This window comes from Bacillus sp. FDAARGOS_1420, assembly GCF_019344915.1.
GTDB classification, from domain to species: Bacteria; Bacillota; Bacilli; order Bacillales; family Bacillaceae_G; genus Bacillus_A; species Bacillus_A mycoides.
This window is the reverse complement of the sequence record NZ_JAHWJB010000002.1, coordinates 973,451-994,682: the sequence shown is the minus strand read 5'-3', so window position 1 is coordinate 994,682 and position 21,232 is coordinate 973,451. Positions and strand designations below refer to the sequence as shown.

The following is a 21,232-nucleotide window of genomic DNA, read 5'->3' as shown; positions in this document are numbered from 1 at the left end:
CAAATTAAGTTAATACCAAAAAACAAACACAGAAAATTCAATCTTTAATAACTTTAATTATATATGAAACTGTTAAATTATTGGTAGAAATATAAAAAAGAACATCATAATGAATCTACACATATTACGTGTTGAATATAAATAAAAAAGGTGTTTTCATATATGAAAACACCTTTTTTATTTATAATTTTAAGTTCTTCTTCAATGTCCAATATTTTTCTGGAGCATTTTCAAGTGAGAATTCTACCCAGCCATTTGGATCTTCACGATATACGTTTACTTTTGTACCATTTTCTAATTTTCCAACTTCATTTTGTGTAACGTTTGGTACACTCTTAATTGGGTTGTTAAACGGGAATGGAACTTGATAGTAAGACCCTACCGACTGAACAGTAGTTTTTGCGTCTTTTGCATAATCTTTATATGGAATTGTTTCGCCTAATGCATCTACATTTAATGTATTAGGGTTTTTCGGTAATCGTTTGACATTTTGATAATCCTTGTTATTGAAAGGCTTAATACGTTCCATAATATTAGCAATTTTGCCAGCCCATTCTTTATCAGTTGAATACATTACATTCATCGCAGGTAATGTGTAACCTTTGAAATACTTAGCACCTTGTTCTAAGTAATTCTTTCTCACATAATCAGCATTGTATGAAATACTTAATCCATAAGATGGTAAATATTGTGCATGTGCGAATGGATCCCAATCATACGCTCGTAGTCCAAATAAATTATGTTTACGATATGCAATTTCTGATTTCCCGTATCCAGACTCTAAGATTGCATGTGCTGCTAAATATAAAGAGTTCACGCCATACTCGTTTTGCGCTTTAATAAAGTCTTGTCCAACTCCAACAAGCGGACTATCGGGATGATACCTTTTAATATAATTATCAATCTCTTGAGCTGTTACATTAGAAGGTAATGTTACATCTAAATCGATATATGATGCCATGGCGTTATATAAAAATTGTGCATATTCTTCACGTGTTAAAACACCTGTTGGATTAAATGCACCTGCTCCATTACCTGCAGCAACACCGTTAGACTCTAATGCACTAACCGCTTCATTTGCCCAATGATCTTTCGGAACATCATTAAATGTATGATTAGCTTTTACTTTTAGTTTAAAGGCTTTCTGTAAAATTACAGCCATTTCAGCACGAGTTAAAGATTCTTTCGGTCTAAATGTTCCTTTACCATCACCTACGAAAATCCCCATATCTGTTAAAGCTAAAATTTCTTTTTGGAACATTGTTGTCCCTTCGTTAATATCAGAGTATGGATTTTTATATTCGCTTTTCGCTTCTGGTTTTAATGCACGATATATTAATGCGGCTACTTGCTCACGATTTACAACATCCCCGAATCCAAACTTACCATTATCATATCCTGCAATAATTTCTTTTGATGTTAAATTAGTAATTGCTTTATACGACCAATGATCTTTCGGAACGTCTGGAAATTCTTTTTCAGCTGCAAATGAAGTTGCCGGAGCCATCACTACTTGAAGTGCGACTGTCACTGCTAACACATTAGAAATAACTTTTTTCATATTTTTTAACACGTTATGTATATGCTTATCCCGTGTTAACTTGCCTCCCTTTATAATAAAATTTTCCCTATCAAACTAACAAACTCTTAATTAGTCAACAGTAAAAGTATACGTGATACAAATAAACTAATCTACCATTATTTTATTTATAATCAGCATAATACGATATATCTTTTTGTTTTGATACAAAATTATATAAACTCATATGAAAAGCCCATCTCTATATAGAAGATGGGCTTAGCAAAAGATGTTTTTATTTAGCCAAACGATATTTTGAAACATTGAAACCTTTCCACTCATAATAATCTAAAATACCAGCATAAACTGCTTCAGCAGCAATTTGTCTTCCTGATTCTGAAGCCAACTTCTCATAATCTGCACTATTATCTAAAAATGCTAGTTCAGTTAATACTGCAGGCATCTCATTTTCTCTTAGTACATAAAAGTCTTCTGGTTTCGCACCACGATTTCTTGTATCTAGAGCTTTAACTACTCGTTTTTGTATTTTCTCTGCTAACATACGACTATCTTTTTCACGTTCAGTTAATTCTTTCGTTTCAGATCCTTTATAATAAAAAGTCTCCGTTCCATATCCATCATGATTGTTAGAGCCATTTGCATGAATACTTATAAAAATATCTCCATTATGCTCTTTCGCGAACTCTACACGGTTTTTAAGGTCCTCAGGTTGATTTTCACCAAGACGGATATCCGTTTCACGTGTTAACAACACATGGAATGGAGTATTTTTATCTAGTAATTTTTGTAATCTTTTCGATGTATCTAATACAATATCACTTTCATATAATCCTTGTGTCGGCTTCCCAGAATCTTTCCCACCATGACCTGGATCAATAATAATTACTTTTCCTTCTAATGCATCTGGAATTTTAAGAGAATCTGATTTTGCAATAAATTGCGCTGCTTCTGCCTTCGTTACAGTTTTATTAGGTAGCCAAGCTGTACTAGTTACACCTTGTGAAATATTCAATTCTACTAAAATGTTCGCTTTATCTTTTCCCCAACTAGGATTTAAATCTGCAAATTTTGTTGGTAATGGTTGTTTTACTTTCGCATCTAATTTATACGCCCCAACAAGCATCGCTGCCATAGAAACTCGGTCAATTTTACCGTCTGGATCAAAAATCCCGTTTCCTTTCCCTGCAATTACTCCTGCTTTTTCTACAGCGGCAATAAATCGAGTTGCCCAATGAGTTTTAGAATCTGTAAAGGTTGGCTGAGCCGCATTATCAATCGGTAACTTTAAAGTTTGCGCAATAATTGTTGCTGCTTCTGCACGAGTGATTTCTTTTCCAGGCTCGAACATTCCCGCATCATTACCTTTAATTGCACCTTTCTCTACTAAATAGTAAATAGAACCTTCTGCCCAGCCCCCTGCTGGGACATCTGGAAATGTTTTTGTTTGTGCGAAACTACTAGATGAATAAGATAATATACTAGCTGCAATTATTCCTGCTGCGATTATTCTATTTTTCATAGAATATATTCCCCTCTCAAGTACAATGTTTTTATGTAACAGACTAATTATAGTTCTGAAAATTAGTAATAGTCAATCAATTTTTGTATAATTTTGTCTTATTATTGTATTTTTTGGAACAAATAACTATAGTTAAACTATAAGATTCTTATTATATAAGAGGAGAGATTCGTATGAGCACGAATTGGAAAAGCGTCGAACACCGCATTTATACAATGTGTATGATTCAGCATAATAACGAAGTATTACTAATACAACGGCCGGATCATCTAGGCTTCCCTGGTTACATCGCTCCTGGCGGTAAAGTAGATTTTCCAGAAAGTATCGTTCAAGCTGCTAAACGAGAAGTAAAAGAAGAAACTGGATTACTTGTTTCAAATTTAACTTTTAAGGGATTAGATGAATACGTAAATCCGAAAGAAAATGTTCGATATATGGTATTTAACTATTGGACAGATTCATTTGAAGGTGAACTCCTTTTGAATCCTCCTGAAGGCGAATTATTATGGGTGCCAATTGATACAGCACTCAATCTTCCTATGCAAGATTGGTTTAAAGAGAGATTCCCATTATTTTTTGAAAAAGGTACGTTTGAAATTCAGCGTGTTTGGGACCAAGACTTGGATAAACAAGTTGCTATGACAATTACCCATACGTAAAAAAGCTTGGAATCTCTCCAAGCCTTTCTTACTTTCCCTCTATTTTCTTAATCTCATAATCAATTTCTAAAAAATTAACTCCAAATATCCACATTCTATGATTAGCTTCTAATATTCGATCCTTTCTCTCTTTAATAATAAAAGTCTCTGCTAATGGTAAGCGTATTGTAAAGAAGCGGGTATGTAAGTATATCCCTTCATCTCCCTTACGACGCTCTCTTAGCTTACTTGTAATCATTAACTGGTTCGTATCATTGTACAACTTCAAAATACCAGTCATATTCGAATATGGTAAAGGCAATGCGATATTCATATATGTCTCGTTCTTGTATGCATGCTTTGAATAGAGGGCTACAAAAACAGACTCTCCTGCTTCATTTTTTCTTAGCCAAGCCCTTACATTCTCTCTTCCATCCTTCTCATCTATTATCCCAATGATAGAGCCATGCATCGTTTCCCACTTGCCGCCCATTCCTAAATGTATTTGTCCTACACGCTTACTCATTTTCTCATAACAAAATGCAACCGGGCGGAACCAACGAGTCCATTTAATATGCGATTGTAACTCATACTCTTTTGTATTTTCATAAAAACGAATAATACTTAAAGGAATCTTCGTCATGTCAAATGCCTCACTATGAAAATCATTCATTTTATCAACTAAACCTTTGTATTCTTTGCTATCTATTAAATTTCTGTTATGTAAAAATGCTTCACCAACTGTCGCATTTCCTCTTAACCTGCTCATTGTTTTCCCGTAATATTTATAATCCGGAGTACTCTTTTCAATCATCCAACCAAGAAAAGCTGGTAACGCTACTCCAATTCCATTTACAACACCGTGAATCCAGACCATTTGTGCAATTGTAATCGTCATTACTTGTTTGAAATTCCCGTATGAATATATGAGTGAAAACATTATTGTTACCATAAGTGTACTAGAAGAAAGAACTAAAAGTACCTTCGCACTTATAGTATTGAATTTCGTTCTCCACACGTAAACTCCATATCCATAAATGGCACATAAATATATGAACACTGCAAAAAATTCAAATACCCTCGAATACGTAATTCCTATTGCAACTGTCATTGGAGAAATGACGATGATAAACATAATAGCATCATATAACTTACTTCCCTGTTCTCTTTTTCTTCCAAGTAAACCAGCTGATAACGGCAATAGAAATGCCGAATAATGAAAGTGTGCCGCTGTAAGTAAAACAATGTCAGAACTAAAGTGCATAATTGAAACCTTTGCTACTGAAGCAAAAAACCAAAAACCACCTAAAAACAAATAAATAAACGCACTATCTATAGCTACTTCTTCTAGAGGCTTCCATCCTCTTTCTAGCAATCTACTTACACCAAATAATGCAACGATTCCTGTATATACAAACCAAAGTAGCGCAAAGAAAAAGTAATTTGTTACGAAAGCTAGCATTGCACTAACTGCTGCAATTGGATATAAAAGCGATACAAATTTATAAAATAATACATACGATCCATTTCTTGTTTTCTTATCAATAATGCAAAATGACATCGGTATAAATAACAAAATAGATAACAATATGATTGCTTCAACAGGATTTACATTCGACCACTCGTATATTAGAAATATAATATAACAAGCAAGCCCAAATAGTATATTTTTCATCTCGTTTATTTCCTTTCCACAAATGTTCCCTTATATGAAAATAACGAACCAATTAACGGATTCCGTACTTGTACATGAATTCGAAAACATTGCAGTGCATCATCATAACTTTCAACAATTTTTGCCTCTCCATATAAAAATTTTGGTAACGGGATTTTTCTACCAAACATATAAAACCATTGTTTCTTTGAGGAAATATGTATCCCGCCTTTTTCATCAATATAGAAATTCAATGTAGAAACGAGTATATGTGGCTCACCAAAATAATCTACAATTTCATTATTCTCTTCATCCAACTTCATAACAGCGTTAAAATATCTTTTCTTATTATGAAAATAAAAAGTACGATTCCACCGTACAAATTCTTTCCCCTGTCCATCTCGCTCAGCGGTATTATGTATCACAAACGGAACTTTTTGCCCTCGCTCAGAGAAAAACATACGGAACTTCGATGTAATTTTTAATATTAATTTAACGAAAAAAGATCCTCCATAAATTTCATCCATTTCCCCTTCCCCAATAAAGCTATTTTCCTTTGTTATCGCATATCGTTCCTGCAATTTTGGATGAAGCCTTTTATAAGAATCCCCTAATAATCTTTCATAAATATTAACCATATACTTATCCCTTTCTCGTCCTCTTGCAATTTTTTGCGCTTGGCAAATTAGTGCTATTTATATAACCGACAATCGATAACCCTATTAGAAGAAAATTTAATGTAATCGGATTAAACGGTTGCGTAAAACTAGCGATATTCGTCGATCCTGCCGCTAATGTTAAAACTATCAACAATATAATATGCAATATAAATAGTTTTCGCTTTTGAAGTGGCAATAGCCACATAACACCCCATATTATTTCTAAAAATCCAACTATTTTAAGTATAAAAATACTACTTTCATTCGATCCGATTAGTGCAGAAAGCATCTTTACTTCTTCTGAATGAGTAAACATCAATTTCGGTACAATCCCTTGATATAACCATACGAAAGCAAATAAAAAGCAAACTAGCCAATACGTCATCGTTCTTCTAATTAGCAACTTTGGATGAAGTCCCTTTTCTAACCATAATTTTAAAGCATCAAAACTCCATGCTGTTGCCCAACCTAATAGTGGACGAAAAATATATAAATCCATCACATTTCCTATACGACCAAACCTTGTATCATAATCATATTGCGTTTCAAAATGAATATGTTCTCCATTCGGGGTATACTTCCAATAACCACGCCCAATTTGTATAAGTGATAATTGATTGTCTGTCCAAAATTTCAAAGAGGAAATGCGCTCCCCAGTTTCTTTTCTTATTTCACCTATCGATTCCCCTTCTCCGGCTATTTCAAGACCAAATCCGATCTTTGTTTTATATAAAAACTTCTGTGGTTCTCCCTCTTTTTTTTCTAAATACGAAATTTCAGTAAAACGAGCATCCCATTCTGTATGTATATCAGGCTCTTGTGTATATGCCCATAGTTTCTCCATTGTTGTGTTCATTTCTGTTGCTACATAAATAGGTTTTTTCTTCCCCATCCTTCCACCTCCCATGCGCTATATTTTCAATGTACATGCAATGAATTTATTTTGCTACATTTTTCACAAACTAATTTAATAAAAAGATAGAATTTCAAAAAAATACAAAAAACACTTGATTCCCTGAAAAATTTAAATTATTATAAAACAAATGTTACCAACAACTTCATAAATCATACACTCTCGCCTAAAACGTGAGATAGAGGTTGCAACGCTTATAAGTATTCTAAAGGAGACACAGAGATGTCTATGATTTTAGAGGAAAGGAAGTGTTGCCGAAATTGATAAATTTCTCTGCATTTATCAATTGGGGCTGTTTTCGAATAGAAACAGAACTGTCATATGTACAGACGTGTACGTATGAAGAGCTATCTACAAAAAAGAGATATCATTTTTATGATATTCCTTTTTTGGCGGTTTTTTTATTAGCTCCGTTTTCTGTTTCCCTTTTCCTGTAACAGCACCATCCTCACTTATTTGAGATGGTGTTTTTTGTTTTTCTCTCTGGTAACTACAGGAATATTGGGATTTGTATATGTCCTAACCTATTCTTAAAAATGGACGAAAGAAGGAATTCGTAATGGAAACGATTGTACAAAAATTTGGCGGTACTTCTGTCGGAAGCGTCGAACGCATTCAACATGTAGCAAATTTAATTATTGAAGAATATGAACGAGGACATAGTATTGTCTCTGTCGTTTCAGCAATGGGAAAAAGTACGGATAAACTTGTAGCACTTGCTAACGCTATTACTGAGAATCCAAGTAAACGTGAAATGGATATGCTCCTATCTACAGGAGAACAAGTAACTATTTCATTATTAACAATAGCACTACAAACAAAAGGTTATAACACAATTTCATTAACAGGATGGCAAGCTGGTATTACGACAGAATCTGTACATAGTAGTGCACGGATTACTGACATTAACACCACTCGTATTCAGTCTTACCTTACTGCAGGCACGATTGTTATAGTAGCTGGTTTCCAAGGAATAAGTGAAGAAAATGAAATTACCACACTTGGCCGCGGTGGCTCCGATACGACTGCTGTCGCATTAGCTGCTGCACTAAAAGCAAAAAAATGTGATATTTATACGGATGTGACCGGCGTATATACGACTGATCCACGAGTTGTACAAGATGCTTATAAATTAGATGAAATTTCTTATGACGAAATGTTAGAGCTTGCCAACCTCGGTGCTGGCGTATTACACCCACGCGCTGTTGAATTTGCTAAAAATCATAATGTAATTTTAGAAGTTCGCTCAAGTATGGAACAAGAAAACGGAACAATTGTAAGGGGAGAATGTAACATGGAACAACAATCAATCGTTAAAGGTATTGCATTTGAGGATAATATTACACGTGTCACAATTAAAGGGTTAGAACAAGGTGCACTTTCAACAGTTTTCTCTACATTAGCAGCAGCACATATTAATGTAGATATTATTATTCAAAGTATTACAAATGAAGGAACTGTTCACCTCTCCTTCTCAATCCATTCTAATGATTTAAGAGAAACATTAGAAGTATTGGAACAAAATCAAGAAGCACTTCACTATGAATCTGTAGAACATGAAAATCATTTAGCAAAAGTATCAATTGTAGGATCTGGTATGGTATCTAACCCAGGAGTTGCTGCGAATATGTTCACTACTTTAAAAGAAGAAGATATTCATATTAAAATGGTAAGTACATCAGAAATTAAAGTATCTGTCGTTATTGACCGTCTTCATTTAGTAACGGGTGTTGAAGCACTTCATCAATCATTTATGGCGAAAATTGAACCTTTAGTGCAGATGAGTTAATTTCCACCGGTAAAACTTTAAAAAATATATGAATCTATTTCCTTCCTATATAAATAGAAACAGGGTAGGACTGTTTTGTGGGAAAGTCGAAGTTATTCTATCGAATAGCAATTACAGTATCAAATTCTTGAAATGATAGCATTCACGAAATAAAGTTCTCGCATATTTCAATAGTAAAGGGTTTACGAAGTGTTATTCGTTAACAAGATTTTATATACTATGCCCGAAAACACCTTGTCACATTTTCCTACACTGTGACAAGATGTTTTTTGTTTAGAAGAGATTTTAGTATAATTATAAGGATAATTAAATAATAAATTTATACATAAAAGGAGATAAAAACTATGGCAAACAACCGATTACTACGAATGGACAATGTCAGCATCGTTGTAGAATCACTTGATGACGCAATCTCTTTCTTCGAGGAGATTGGCTTGAATCTCGAAGGGCGAGCTACTGTTGAAGGTGAATGGGCTGGTCGCGTAACCGGATTGGGTACTCAGTGCGTGGAGATTGCTATGATGGTTACGCCAGATGGCCACAGCCGAATTGAACTTTCGCGATTTCTCACCCCACCTACTATAGCAGACCATCGGACAGCTCCTGTAAACGCCCTCGGTTATTTGCGCGTCATGTTCACCGTTGAAGACATTGACGAAATGGTATCGAGACTGACTAAGCATGGTGCTCAGCTCGTTGGTGAAGTAGTTCAGTATGAGAACTCGTATCGACTCTGCTACATTCGTGGAACCGAAGGAATTTTAATCGGTTTAGCGGAAGAACTCGGTAATAAATAAGTAAGTGATGTTTTATAAAAAGCCTTTACTGAAATATGCATTGCTGAAGTAAAAATATTTGAAGAAAATTCTTATTCAATAAAACTTAGATTTTCAACCCCGTCCTAACTTTAGAACGGGGCTATACTCGTTTGAGCTTTTAAAATTAAATAACTTTATTATCATTTTACACATAGATTTCAAGACTCTATACAAACAGCTTTTTAACATATTACCTATATATAAAAACCGCTATAAAACAATTAAATTATTCGCAATACCTTTTCCTAGGAAATATAACGGACTCTTCTCACTTCTTATCATATATATCTTTCCCTTTAAATAACGAGCGAAATTCATTCAAAATAACTTTCTTCACATCGGAATAAAAGACCATCATGAATAGCGCAGCCCCTAATAAAATCTCTTGAATTCCTTCGTAATCAATGAAAGCACTCATAATTAGCAAACCAAATCCAATATAAAAACCAAACTCATTCTCTTTCTCAAAATCCTCATCTTCTTCATCAATATGTATTTTCTCTTTAAAGTTTTGATTCCCTTTTATTAATTCATCGAGCGTAACGTTGTACATTTCGCTCAATAAAATTAAATTATCAATGTCAGGGTAACTTTTATCATTTTCCCACTTATACACCGCTTGCCTCGTCACCCCAATTTTCTTAGCGACATCCTCTTGTGAAAATCCTTTTGATTCTCGTAATTTTTTTAATTGTTCTCCCAAGTTCATAACGCCCCCTCCTTTAACAAATTATTACATAAAAGGAGATAAAAAAGAAAGAAACTATTAGTAACACTCACTGTAAACCAGCAGTTTACACAATAAAAAAGGGAGAGTAACTCTATTTTCGAGCCACTCTCCCTCATATTTCTATTAAAACAAATGAATGTTTTCTTTCTTGCAAGCTTCACGTAAATCGTCAGGCCATACAGAAGATTGGACTTCACCGATATGTGCTTTACGTAAGAAGTACATACACATTCTTGATTGGCCGATACCACCACCAATTGTTAATGGTAGAACGTCTTCTAAAATACCTTTATGGAAATCGTACTCACGTTTGAAATCTTCACCTGTTTTCGTTAATTGCGCATCAAGTGATTTACTATCAACACGAATTCCCATTGATGATAATTCGAATGAAGCTTGTAGTACTGGGTGCCAGAATAAAATGTCACCGTTTAATTTCCAATCATCATAATCTGCTGCGCGTCCATCATGCTTTTCACCTGAACGGAGTACATCACCAATTCCAATAATAAAGACTGCACCATGTTCTTTCGCAATTGCATGTTCACGATCTTTCGGTGTTAATTCTGGATATTTATCTTCCAGTTCTTGAGAAGTAATGAAAACAATTTCTTCTGGTAAATACTTTCCAAGGAACGGATACTTTTCAAATAAGTGACCTTCTAATTCTTTGAATATTCCATAAATTGTTTGTACTGTTTTTTGTAAGTAATCTACAGTACGCCATTCTTTTTGAACGATCTTTTCCCAATCCCATTGGTCAACATAAATGGAATGCGTTGCATCAAGTTCTTCATCACGACGAATCGCGTTCATGTTTGTATATAAACCTTCACCAGCTTCATATCCGTATTCATGTAATGCGGATCTTTTCCACTTCGCTAGTGAATGCACAATTTCTAATTCTTCTCCTGAATGTAACATATCAAATTCAATTGGGCGTTCTACACCGTTTAAGTGATCGTTTAATCCTGATTTTTTCGTTACGAATAATGGTGCAGATACGCGGAATAGTTCAAGACGTTTTGCTAATTGATCCTCGAAAAATGTTTTAACTTCCTTAATTGCGATTTGAGTCTCTCTTACTGTCATTAATGATTGATACATGGTGGTTTCCTCCTAAAATGTTTGGATGTTGTGAAAAGAAGCCAACAAAAAAAGCCCTTCTTTCCCAAAAAACTGGGACGAAAGACTTTGGTTCCGCGGTACCACCCAAATTAGCAACAGAGGTTGCTCACTTATACAGTACGGAGATCAAAAAATCTCGATACTGTTCTTCTTGTAACGGCGAAGTTCCCGGCTAAGTCTACTTTCCTATAAAGGATTTCGGTTAGCGACTCCAGGAGGTTCTTCATAATAGGCTTCGTATCAGGCTCACACCGTCCCTGACTCGCTTAAACTACATCCTACTACTACTCGTCCTTTCATAGTCGTTTTATTGTCACATCTCTGAAACATTTTATTAATGATTATTCTATACAAAAAATAGATAAAGTCAACAAAAAGTTTTAAAAAATTTTTCAATTCTTTATTTTATGCCTTTACCGATTGTTCTTAATATAACATTTTTATTTCCTTTGTCTCTTCAATCCAAAAAACATTTCACTAATTGAAACTAACATATATACAACAACTAGTGTGATTGTTCGAAATATAGAATCCGCAGTATTTCTTATTATTTTCATTTTCTTTATAATTCCTTTCAGTTTACTTGCAATTTCATGATATACTATAGCATTCAAGCAGTTTGTTTTTATTTAAAGCAAGCATAGTCATTTATCGATAGTATTTTTCTAAAACATTGGCTATTATCAAATCAGATTTTTTATATAACGGAGTGATCATATGAGTAAAACGAAAGCAAAACCGAAAAAAGGTGTAGGACAAGGTACAGGAAGTAAAGGATGGAACCGTTGGCAATCAAGTGCGAAAAAGAAAGCTGCAAAACCATACAAAAGTAAAGGTACAAAGAAATAAAATAAATAGTGGGAGATGAACAACTCCCACTGATTAAAGTTTCACTTTATCTCTTTACTTTGTACAAAACAAAATATAATTATTACAACAAAAAAGCTATGCTTTCATCTCTATGAAAGCATAGCTTTTTCCATATTAAATCATAAGAATATCGCGGATTTCTTCCTCCGTAATAGAAGATAACTTCTCTTCTCCTGGCTCGATAATTTCAGCGATTAAATTTTTCTTACTCTCTTGTAACTCGTGCATTTTTTCTTCAATTGTTCCATGTGCTACTAACTTAATCACTTGCACTGTATTTTTTTGTCCCATTCGATACGCTCTATCCGCAGCTTGTTGTTCAACAGCTGGATTCCACCACAAGTCGTACAATATAACTGTATCTGCACCTGTTAAATTTAGTCCTGTTCCACCAGCTTTTAACGAAATAAGAAATAGATCCCCTTCTCCTTCGTTAAACCGATTGCATAGCTCTACACGTTCTTGCGCTGGTGTACTCCCATCTAAATAAAAGTATGGAACTGCTTGACGATTTAATTCACGTCCGATTATCGAAAGCATCTTCGTAAATTGGGAAAAGATAAGAATTCTCTTCCCTGTACTTCTGCATTCCTCCAAAATTTCTAGCAACTGATCAAATTTAGCTGAACTACCTTTATAGTCATCAACAAACAAAGCAGGATGACAACAAATTTGCCGTAGTCTCGTTAAACCAGCTAAAACCCGAATTTTATTTTTACGTAACGTATCTTTATCCAAATGTTTTAACGTTTCTTCTCTTAACTTTGCTAAATAAGCTGCGTAAAGCCTCTTTTGATCTGGTAAAAGTTCTGATGATTGTAAGTGCTCAATTTTTTCTGGGAGTTCATGTAATACATCGCCCTTTAACCTTCTTAACACGAAAGGTTTTACCCGCTTCGCAATATCTTCACGTCTTAAATCACCGAACTCTTTTCTTCCCGGTAATAATTCTGGGAAGACGACGTGGAAGATAGACCATAGCTCTTCTAATGAATTCTCTACAGGTGTTCCCGTTAATCCAAAACGGTACTCTGCTTGAATCGTTTTTACTGCCTTCGCAGTTTGCGTCGTATGATTTTTAAACGCTTGTGCTTCATCAAGAAATAACGTATGAAATGGCTGCGCATATAACCTTATATCTCTTCTCAGTAAAGGATATGACGTAATTACTACATCAAATTTCGTTATATCTTTTAAAATTTTTCGGCGCTCTGCTTGATTTCCATCGGCAATAACTGCTCTAATATGTGGAGCGAATTTTTTTAACTCGCTAAGCCAGTTGTAAACGAGGGACGACGGAGAAACAACTAATATAGGCAGTTTCTTCTCTCGAATTTCCGGCAAAACAGAGTCTATAAAAGCAATACTTTGCAACGTTTTCCCCAGTCCCATATCATCAGCTAAAATGCCGCCAAAACGATAATAGGCAAGTGTTTTCATCCACTGGAATCCGTATGTTTGATACTCCCTCATTATCGCATCTAAGCCACTTGGCACCGCAAACTTCAGCTTTTTAGGGTTTTGAATGTTCTCTACCAATTCTTGAACAGACTCATCTAAACTTAATACGTTTCCTTCTTGCAGTGAATTCATCCATTTCACACTACGAATAAGAGGGACATCTATTTCTTCGCCCTTTAAAAATTCTTTTCGAATACTAGATTCTTTTATAAACTGATTAATATCATTAAACTCTTTACTCTCAAGTGATAGTAGAGCACCACTTGCTAAACGATAATATTTCCGTTTCTCCTCAAGAGCGACTAATACCCCTTTAATTTCTGCCTCTGGAATACCTTTTATATCAAAGCGGAATGATAACCAATCAATTCTCTCTTTCCTTCTAACTCTTATAAGAGGAGCTGTGTCTCCCTTATGAATTCGTAATTTGATGGCTGACGTCGCATAAATATCAACTAAACCTTTTAACGTTGGAACAGCATGATATAAAAAGTTATACTCAGCTTCTTCATTATGCATAAAATAACCGCCTTCCGTTTTCGCGAAGGCACTTTCACTCATAATGTCTAAAATCTCTTTTTCCTTTTTCTCATCACGATTAAAAACAGATGGCTGCCCATCCTCTTCTAACGGATTAATCACGACGTTTCCATAATGAAATTCGAGACCTGCTAACAAACGATTTTTCACTCGATCTAAATACAATTTTGCTTTTAGCGAAGGCGTTTCAACACGATCTGATATTACTTCATCAATTCGCACAGTACCAAGCTTCATTAACCCTGGTACAACTTTTGCTACAAAGTGTTCCATCTTATCTGCTGGAATATACAATTGGTTACTACTAGAACGATTCATCATTTTTTGTAATTCGATAAGCCGCTTACAATCCTCAGCGTTCAACTGATACAGTTTCCCTCCAAATAGAGCATAACTATACGTATCCATTACTTCTACTTGTTGTAAGCCGTCAATATAAAGTGTAAACCCACCGTTACTCCCTTTATTAAACTCAAAATGTAAAGGAAGTAGCCCTTTTGAAATTTGTAAACCGTGAAAAGATTTTCCATCTTGATTAAGTCCCACAAACTCAACTTTAGAAAGTAAAGAAAGCATATCCTTCCATGAAGCTGGCGGTATTAAAATCATACTATCATCTTGTTTTGCATGTACTTCCAGTGTATCCTCATACATTTTTTCATTATGATAAATTTTAATGAGCTGCTGAATAATCGCATCCGTTTCTTGCTTAAAGCTATGTACATCCGGTGTATATGTAAATTCATTCGAACAATTATAGGACTCTCTTTTCTCCACATTGGAAAGAAATTCTCTAATATGATTTACAAAATACATCTTGGCGAGTTTAAACTGAATACCTAGCAGTGCCCCACCATTTTTCGTAACTACTGGCGTACATATAAATTCAACATGAAGTATTTCACGTGTATCAAAACGGTGTTGTTTACTTTTTGGTCTTAATGATTTTTCTGCAAATAAATGAAACATCCCGCTTGTTAATTGATCATTTCCACTCATATTCCCGCTACTAATAGGCACCATTCCACCGGTTTGCTGATTATAATTTATTTGTATCAATACTGCCGCAACATGTTGACAGTATGTTTGAAAAGATGCTAACGAAGGACAACTACATTTCGCAACAACATCACCTTTTTTAGCTTTTTCTACTGTAACATGAAAATCTTCGTTCCCTTTTACCGTCGCTTCGCAAATTTCTTTATTTTCATCATAATGATTTATTATTACTTTATTTGATTTATAATAAGCTTCGCCTCTTTTATATGAGGTTTCTCCGCATACTTCTTTAATAATCGATTTATTTAATGTAAAACCCATTGTTTTGACACTTCCTTACTTTAAAACCAGTTTCTCTTAACTAACATTTTACATGCTCCAAGAGAAAATATAAAATGTAGATTTAATAAAAAAAGATGCTTGTATATAAGCACCTTTTTTCACTCTATCTCCATCAACCGTTTCGCCTCAAAATACAACACTTGAATAAATTTCTTCGTATTAATTCGTATATGGCCAGAAGTTGCTACTTCATCCTTTGTCATTTCTGTCATTCGTTTTCTAACTACAGTGAAATCAAAAAATTTCGGAGCATAGCTTTCAAATTTCGGATTTGAAAAGTCTGTTAATCCAAGGGAAGCTAAGTGATTTAACGATTGATAAATCGCTCTACGTACCCTTTGTTCAGATGCTTTTCTCTCCTTATCTATATCTGCATCTGAAGCTATATTCTCTAATTTTCTTATAGTTATATGGTGAAAGATATCTTTTAGCGCAGGAAATCCAAATTCAAACGTTTGCTCTTTTTCTTGTCCATATAAATATTCCAACATACTAAGTAAATCTTTACTTCCATTCTCTCCCGCAATACCGAGTTCTGATAATAAATAGCGCCCTAAATCTGCTATTCTTTTTCCTTCTTGCATTGGCTCATTTCGAACTTGCGGCTGTTCCCACTTAAAAACGTTATTCAATGATTTTTGAATATCATGTATAGAGCGCTCTAAACGAATACGTTCCATTACTTTACGTACAACAGACATAACCTCAATTTTATTCAATGGTTTTGTAATATAATATTCAACACCAAGTGTATACGCCTCACCAATAAGCTGTTTCGATTCAACTTGAGAAATCATAATGATTTTCCCTGTAAAGGAGGACGCAATATGGCGAACTGTTTCAATCCCATCTCGCATTGGCATTAATAAATCAATAAATAAAATATCTACTTTTTTAAAATTTAGTTGATCTGCTTCAATAAAAGCTCCATCTTCCGACTCTCCAATTACTTCCCCAAGATCGCCATCTTCAATAATTTGTGAAAGCATGGAGCGGAAAACTTCATCATCATCTACGATATAATAAAACAACTTCATTCTCCTTCCCGCTTTAAACTGCACTCCGGTAAACAAACGATAAACTTACACCCTCCGCCAGTTTCTCGGTCTTCTAATCTCACTTCTCCACCTAGCTCTGTTACCATTTCGTTTATGTAAGAAAGTCCAATACCTGTTGAAGGTGTTCCCGTTTGATCATACTTTGAAGTAAATCCTGGCTTAAATACTAATTTTTTATACTTCTGTGCAATACCAGGACCATCGTCAATTACTTCAAAGAATATATGTTTATCTCGTTTATATAGCTTAATAATAATGAGACCTCTACCCTCAATTGCTTCAACTGCATTTGCAACTAAGTTATTAAAAATCGATAAGACCGTGTACACATGATATTCTGCATGCTCACCTTCTATATGTTCCGAAAAACGTATATCTTTTTCTAACATTTCAGCGTACTTCTCATTAATTCTTACAATCATTTCCGCTAATTCATGTCCTTCTACATACTCAGCCACATTTTTATCTAATAACAGTTTAGATAGTCCTGCAAAAATTCTTTGATTATCCTTTTTGATTTCGTGCACTTCTCCTGCTATTTTTAATGCTGTTTTGCTATTTAAATCATCGTTCGCTTGTAAGTTTCGATATAGTTGATATGCTTCTTGTGTAATTAACTCGGCATTTTGTAACGTTTTTTTCAAATGGACAGATTCCACATATAAATTAGAGAGGTACATTAACATATTTTCATTTTCTTTTCGAACTTGTGATTCTTTCAATTTTGTTTCATATAAATTCATCATATTTAAAAAACCAAGTGCAAAGAAACTACGGAAAATAGCAATAATAATTAGTTTATTCACTTCAGAAACTGTTATCGTTGTCCCCAGTACTAACATATGATAAAACGCAAGTTCAGACATACTTGCGATAATTTCAATTGTAATTCCAAGACATCCTATCACAATTGGCTTCTGATGAAACTTATTCACCCTACAAAGCGAAAAAAGACTTCCATAAATAAAATAATAAAAGAACACAGGATAACGCAAATAAAATGATTCTGTCATATGAAATGACCCTTGCAATACCCAGTCAAGACATACACGAAATAAGACTACAGATATACCTACAAGAATACCTGCAGCTGCTGCTGGCACTCTTCTTAAAAATAGTAATAAAAAGAAGAAAAGCGGTGTCCCGAAACTAACGCGAAACATATCATTAAAAGGATGAAAATTCAGCTCTCCAGCAATCGGAACAACAACCATTAATATAATTAAAAGATACATATCTTTCTTCCATAATTGATTCCAATTCAAAGGTGCCACTTCCTATGCTTTTTTTCAATTGTAAAAGTGAAAGCCCGCTTATAATTATAAACGGGCTTTATTTCTATATTTTAACCTTTTCTACCGCTTTTATTTGACGATACTCAGGCTTCCACATTGATTCTTTTACTGCAATCTTAATATCGTCATCACTTAAGTTCTCTCTAGCAACACCTTCTGCAACTGCAACTTTCGCTACTTCAATCGCAACCAGTTCAGAGATATTACGTAACTCTTCAACTTCTGGCAAAATAGGCGCTCCTGGCTGACTTGTATCTACCATACTTGCAACTGCTTCTGCTGCTGCTGCGAACATTCCATCCGTCATGACGCTTGCACGAACAACAATTGTACCAAGACCTAGTCCTGGGAAAATAAGTGCGTTATTTGACTGTCCAATCACATACGTTACACCGTTATATGTAACCGGTTCAAACGGACTTCCTGTTGCAACTAATGCTTTTCCTTCTGTCCACTCGATTAAATCTGCTGGTTTCGCTTCAGCAAGTGGCGTTGGATTCGACATTGGTAAAATGATTGGTCTTTCTACGTGAGAAGCCATTTCTTTAATAATTCCCTCTTTAAATGCGCCTGCAACAGTAGATGTACCAATTAAAATTGTCGGTTTTACATGTTTCACAACTTCAGCAAGTCCGATAGCATCATTTTGTTTCCAATCACTTACTTCAGCTTCTTTTCTTGCATATGGAATTTGGAAATCAAGAAGATCTTCCATATTATCTGTAACCAACCCATTACGGTCAATACACCAGAAACGATTATGTGATTCTTCGTCTGATAAGCCGACACGAACCATTGCATCTCTTACTTGATCTGCGATACCGATTCCAGCCGTACCAGCGCCAAACACAACTACTCGGTGTTCACTTAACGGTACACCAGAAGCTTTTACTGCCGATAATACAGCAGCAAGTGAAACTGCCCCTGTACCTTGAATATCATCATTAAATGTACAAACGTCATGACGATATTTATCTAAAATTTTTCGTGCATTTCGAGAACTGAAGTCTTCCCAATGTAGAAGCACTTTCGGGAATTGTTTATTTACCGCTTGAACAAACGTATCAATAAATTCATCGTAAGCTTCACCTATTATACGAGGGTGACGATTTCCAATATAAAATGGATTGTTTAATAATCCCTCACGATTTGTACCTACATCTAAAATTACCGGTAATACACGGCTAGGATCGATTCCAACTGCGGCCGTATATACAGCTAATTTCCCGATTGCGATGTTAATTCCACCAACACCCCAATCACCAATTCCTAATATACCTTCTCCATCCGTTACAACGACTAAATCAATATTTTCAGCTGTTGCACCGATATTTGCAAATGCATCTTCAATACCTGATGGATCGTTAATTGATAAATAAATGCCACGTGGTTTACGGTATTCATGACTATATCTTTGAATTGCTACACCAACAGTAGGTGTATATACAATCGGTAACATTTCACGTAAATGCTCTGTTAAAATACGATAAAATAACACTTCATTTCGATCATGTAACGCTGTTAAGTATACATTCTTTAATAAATCATCCGGCTGAGAACTAAATTGTTCATACGCTCGGCGTGCTTGTTCTTCTAACGTTAAAACCGCTGGCGGTAATAACCCTTTTAAACCTAACTCTTCTCTTTCCTCTTGTGTGAAAGCTACCCCTTTATTTAAAAGTGGTGTTGATAATACTTCTGCTCCTCTTAATGTTGTTTCTAATGCACCATTAGAAGCCACTGTAAACTTACTCATAACATCCCTACCTCTATTCATATATAGCATTTCTATATTGTAAACAAAAAAGAGGGGATTGTCCCCCTCTTCTTTTAATTTTTCTTTAAAAGAGTTGCTCCTGCAATCCCTGGGTGTGTCATTTCGAATGGATCTAGAATTAACTCTAATTCTTCTTGTGACAATACACCATTTTTCACACATAGTTCTCGAACGGATTGCCCTGTCGCAATTGCTTCTTTCGCAACGCGAGCTGCTGCTTCATAGCCGATATGAGGGTTCACGGCTGTAATAATTCCTACACTCTTCTCAACGTACTCTTTTAAGCGATCTTCATTCGCTTCAATTCCTTTTAGGCAATTATCTGTAAAGGCACGGAAACCGTTATTCATAATGCTAATAGATTGAAGTAAGTTGAAAACAAGTACTGGTTCCATAACATTTAATTCTAATTGTCCTGCTTCTGAAGCAAGGCAAATTGTATGGTCGTTACCAATTACTTGGAACGCAATTTGATTAATTACTTCTGGCATAACAGGGTTTACTTTACCTGGCATAATAGATGAACCTGGTTGACGAGCTGGTAGCATAATTTCCGCTAATCCAACGCGTGGACCTGATGCCATTAGACGAAGGTCGTTCGCAATTTTAGACATGTTCATCATACATACTTTAAGTGCTGCAGATACTTCAGTGTACGCATCCGTATTTTGCGTTGCATCTACTAAATCTTCTGCACCAACAAGTGGTAGTTCACTAATTGTAGCTAAATGTTTTACAACTGCTTCAATATATTCTGGATCTGCATTTAAGCCTGTACCAACTGCAGTTGCTCCCATATTTACTTCATATAAATGTTGACGTGATTGCTTGATACGTTTCATGTCACGTTCAAGTACGCGGGAGTATGCTTTAAATTCTTGTCCAAGACGAATTGGCACAGCATCTTGTAAATGTGTACGACCCATTTTAATAACATGATCGAACTGTTCTGCTTTTAATTCAAATACATCATGCATATAACCCATTGTTTGTAATAAGCCTTCTAATGCATTTAATGTTGCAATATGAATCGCTGTTGGGAATGCATCGTTTGTTGATTGTGCCATATTTACATGACTGTTTGGACTAATATAATCATAGTCTCCCTTTTCCATTCCTAATAATTCAAGAGCACGATTGGCAATGACTTCATTTGCGTTCATATTCATTGAAGTTCCTGCACCACCTTGAATTGGATCAACGATGAAATGATCATGCCATTTCCCCTCAAGGATTTCTTGTGATGCTTCTGCGATAGCACCACCCTTTTTCAATTCCAATCTTCCTACATCTGCATTAGCAAGTGCTGCCGCTTTTTTTACAATTGCTAACGCTTTAATTAAACCTTCATGGACTTTGTATCCTGTAATCGGGAAATTCTCCACTGCACGCATTGTTTGTACACCGTAGTACGCATAATTTGGTACTTCTTTTTCACCTAAAAAATCTTTTTCAATTCGTACTCCATTTTTAACTTCAGTTAATGTTGCCATGATTACTCA

The 21,232-nt window shown here is 35.0% G+C and carries 16 protein-coding genes, 1 riboswitch and 1 other annotated feature; of the genes, 4 read left to right on the top strand and 12 right to left on the bottom strand.

Annotated elements, in window-relative coordinates:
• Positions 1-181: 181 nt before the first annotated feature.
• Both I6L50_RS15480 and I6L50_RS15475 read right to left on the bottom strand, forming a co-directional pair.
• On the bottom strand, positions 182-1,561 hold the full coding sequence (locus I6L50_RS15480) for an S-layer homology domain-containing protein (RefSeq protein ID WP_219301972.1): 1,380 nt from the start codon (positions 1,559-1,561) through the stop codon (positions 182-184).
• Positions 1,562-1,814: 253 nt separating this feature from the next.
• The gene (locus I6L50_RS15475) at positions 1,815-3,059 is read right to left on the bottom strand and encodes an N-acetylmuramoyl-L-alanine amidase (RefSeq protein ID WP_113938093.1); all 1,245 of its coding nucleotides are present in this window, start codon (positions 3,057-3,059) and stop codon (positions 1,815-1,817) included.
• Between the two features lie 173 nt (positions 3,060-3,232).
• Between I6L50_RS15475 and I6L50_RS15470 the strand changes: the two genes are divergently transcribed.
• Positions 3,233-3,718, top strand: a complete 486-nt coding sequence (locus I6L50_RS15470) for an 8-oxo-dGTP diphosphatase (RefSeq protein WP_002135545.1) — start codon at positions 3,233-3,235, stop codon at positions 3,716-3,718.
• Between the two features lie 28 nt (positions 3,719-3,746).
• Here the strand turns inward: I6L50_RS15470 and I6L50_RS15465 are convergent, their stop codons facing one another.
• The 3 genes from I6L50_RS15465 to I6L50_RS15455 are packed head-to-tail and all read right to left on the bottom strand — an operon-like array spanning position 3,747 to position 6,902.
• Positions 3,747-5,372, bottom strand: coding sequence for a YndJ family protein (locus I6L50_RS15465; protein ID WP_219301971.1), 1,626 nt, complete (start codon positions 5,370-5,372; stop codon positions 3,747-3,749).
• A 5-nt stretch (positions 5,373-5,377) separates the two neighbouring features.
• On the bottom strand, positions 5,378-5,989 hold the full coding sequence (locus I6L50_RS15460) for a DUF4166 domain-containing protein (RefSeq protein WP_219301970.1): 612 nt from the start codon (positions 5,987-5,989) through the stop codon (positions 5,378-5,380).
• A gap of 4 nt (positions 5,990-5,993) precedes the next feature.
• Positions 5,994-6,902, bottom strand: coding sequence for a DoxX-like family protein (locus I6L50_RS15455; protein ID WP_113938089.1), 909 nt, complete (start codon positions 6,900-6,902; stop codon positions 5,994-5,996).
• Positions 6,903-7,094: 192 nt separating this feature from the next.
• Positions 7,095-7,281: riboswitch (Lysine riboswitch) on the top strand.
• A gap of 201 nt (positions 7,282-7,482) precedes the next feature.
• On the opposite strand from I6L50_RS15455, the gene I6L50_RS15450 reads away from it, so the two are divergent.
• Both I6L50_RS15450 and I6L50_RS15445 read left to right on the top strand, forming a co-directional pair.
• Positions 7,483-8,712: an aspartate kinase gene (locus I6L50_RS15450; protein ID WP_219301969.1), complete on the top strand. Its 1,230-nt coding sequence runs from the start codon at positions 7,483-7,485 to the stop codon at positions 8,710-8,712.
• Positions 8,713-9,056: 344 nt separating this feature from the next.
• A complete protein-coding gene (locus I6L50_RS15445; RefSeq protein ID WP_113938087.1) occupies positions 9,057-9,509 on the top strand; it encodes a VOC family protein in 453 nt (150 codons plus the stop codon).
• A 289-nt stretch (positions 9,510-9,798) separates the two neighbouring features.
• Here I6L50_RS15445 and I6L50_RS15440 read toward each other — a convergent pair whose 3' ends face one another.
• Positions 9,799-10,239 (bottom strand): helix-turn-helix domain-containing protein, encoded by a 441-nt coding sequence (locus tag I6L50_RS15440; protein ID WP_061688938.1) that lies wholly within the window; start codon positions 10,237-10,239, stop codon positions 9,799-9,801.
• Between the two features lie 144 nt (positions 10,240-10,383).
• Positions 10,384-11,367: an aspartate--ammonia ligase gene (asnA, locus tag I6L50_RS15435; RefSeq protein WP_219301968.1), complete on the bottom strand. Its 984-nt coding sequence runs from the start codon at positions 11,365-11,367 to the stop codon at positions 10,384-10,386.
• 70 nt (positions 11,368-11,437) lie between these two features.
• Positions 11,438-11,697 (bottom strand) — a binding site (T-box leader).
• Positions 11,698-12,105: 408 nt separating this feature from the next.
• Between asnA and I6L50_RS15430 the strand changes: the two genes are divergently transcribed.
• The gene (locus I6L50_RS15430; RefSeq protein WP_000047589.1) at positions 12,106-12,237 is read left to right on the top strand and encodes a DUF3934 family protein; all 132 of its coding nucleotides are present in this window, start codon (positions 12,106-12,108) and stop codon (positions 12,235-12,237) included.
• 135 nt (positions 12,238-12,372) lie between these two features.
• On the opposite strand, the gene I6L50_RS15425 is transcribed toward I6L50_RS15430, so the two are convergent.
• From I6L50_RS15425 to aspA, 5 genes are all read right to left on the bottom strand, one after another.
• Complete coding sequence (locus I6L50_RS15425; RefSeq protein WP_219301967.1) at positions 12,373-15,579, bottom strand: DEAD/DEAH box helicase; 3,207 nt, start codon at positions 15,577-15,579, stop codon at positions 12,373-12,375.
• A gap of 119 nt (positions 15,580-15,698) precedes the next feature.
• A complete protein-coding gene (locus I6L50_RS15420) occupies positions 15,699-16,631 on the bottom strand; it encodes a response regulator (protein ID WP_219303707.1) in 933 nt (310 codons plus the stop codon).
• 2 nt (positions 16,632-16,633) lie between these two features.
• Positions 16,634-17,932 carry a sensor histidine kinase gene (locus I6L50_RS15415; RefSeq protein ID WP_087946990.1) on the bottom strand — a complete coding sequence of 433 codons (1,299 nt, stop codon included), beginning with the start codon at positions 17,930-17,932 and terminating at the stop codon, positions 16,634-16,636.
• 64 nt (positions 17,933-17,996) lie between these two features.
• Entirely contained in the window at positions 17,997-19,709 is a 1,713-nt protein-coding gene (gene malS, locus I6L50_RS15410; RefSeq protein ID WP_219301966.1) for an oxaloacetate-decarboxylating malate dehydrogenase, read from the bottom strand.
• Between the two features lie 74 nt (positions 19,710-19,783).
• Positions 19,784-21,223 carry an aspartate ammonia-lyase gene (aspA, locus tag I6L50_RS15405; protein ID WP_002012229.1) on the bottom strand — a complete coding sequence of 480 codons (1,440 nt, stop codon included), beginning with the start codon at positions 21,221-21,223 and terminating at the stop codon, positions 19,784-19,786.
• Positions 21,224-21,232: the final 9 nt, after the last annotated feature.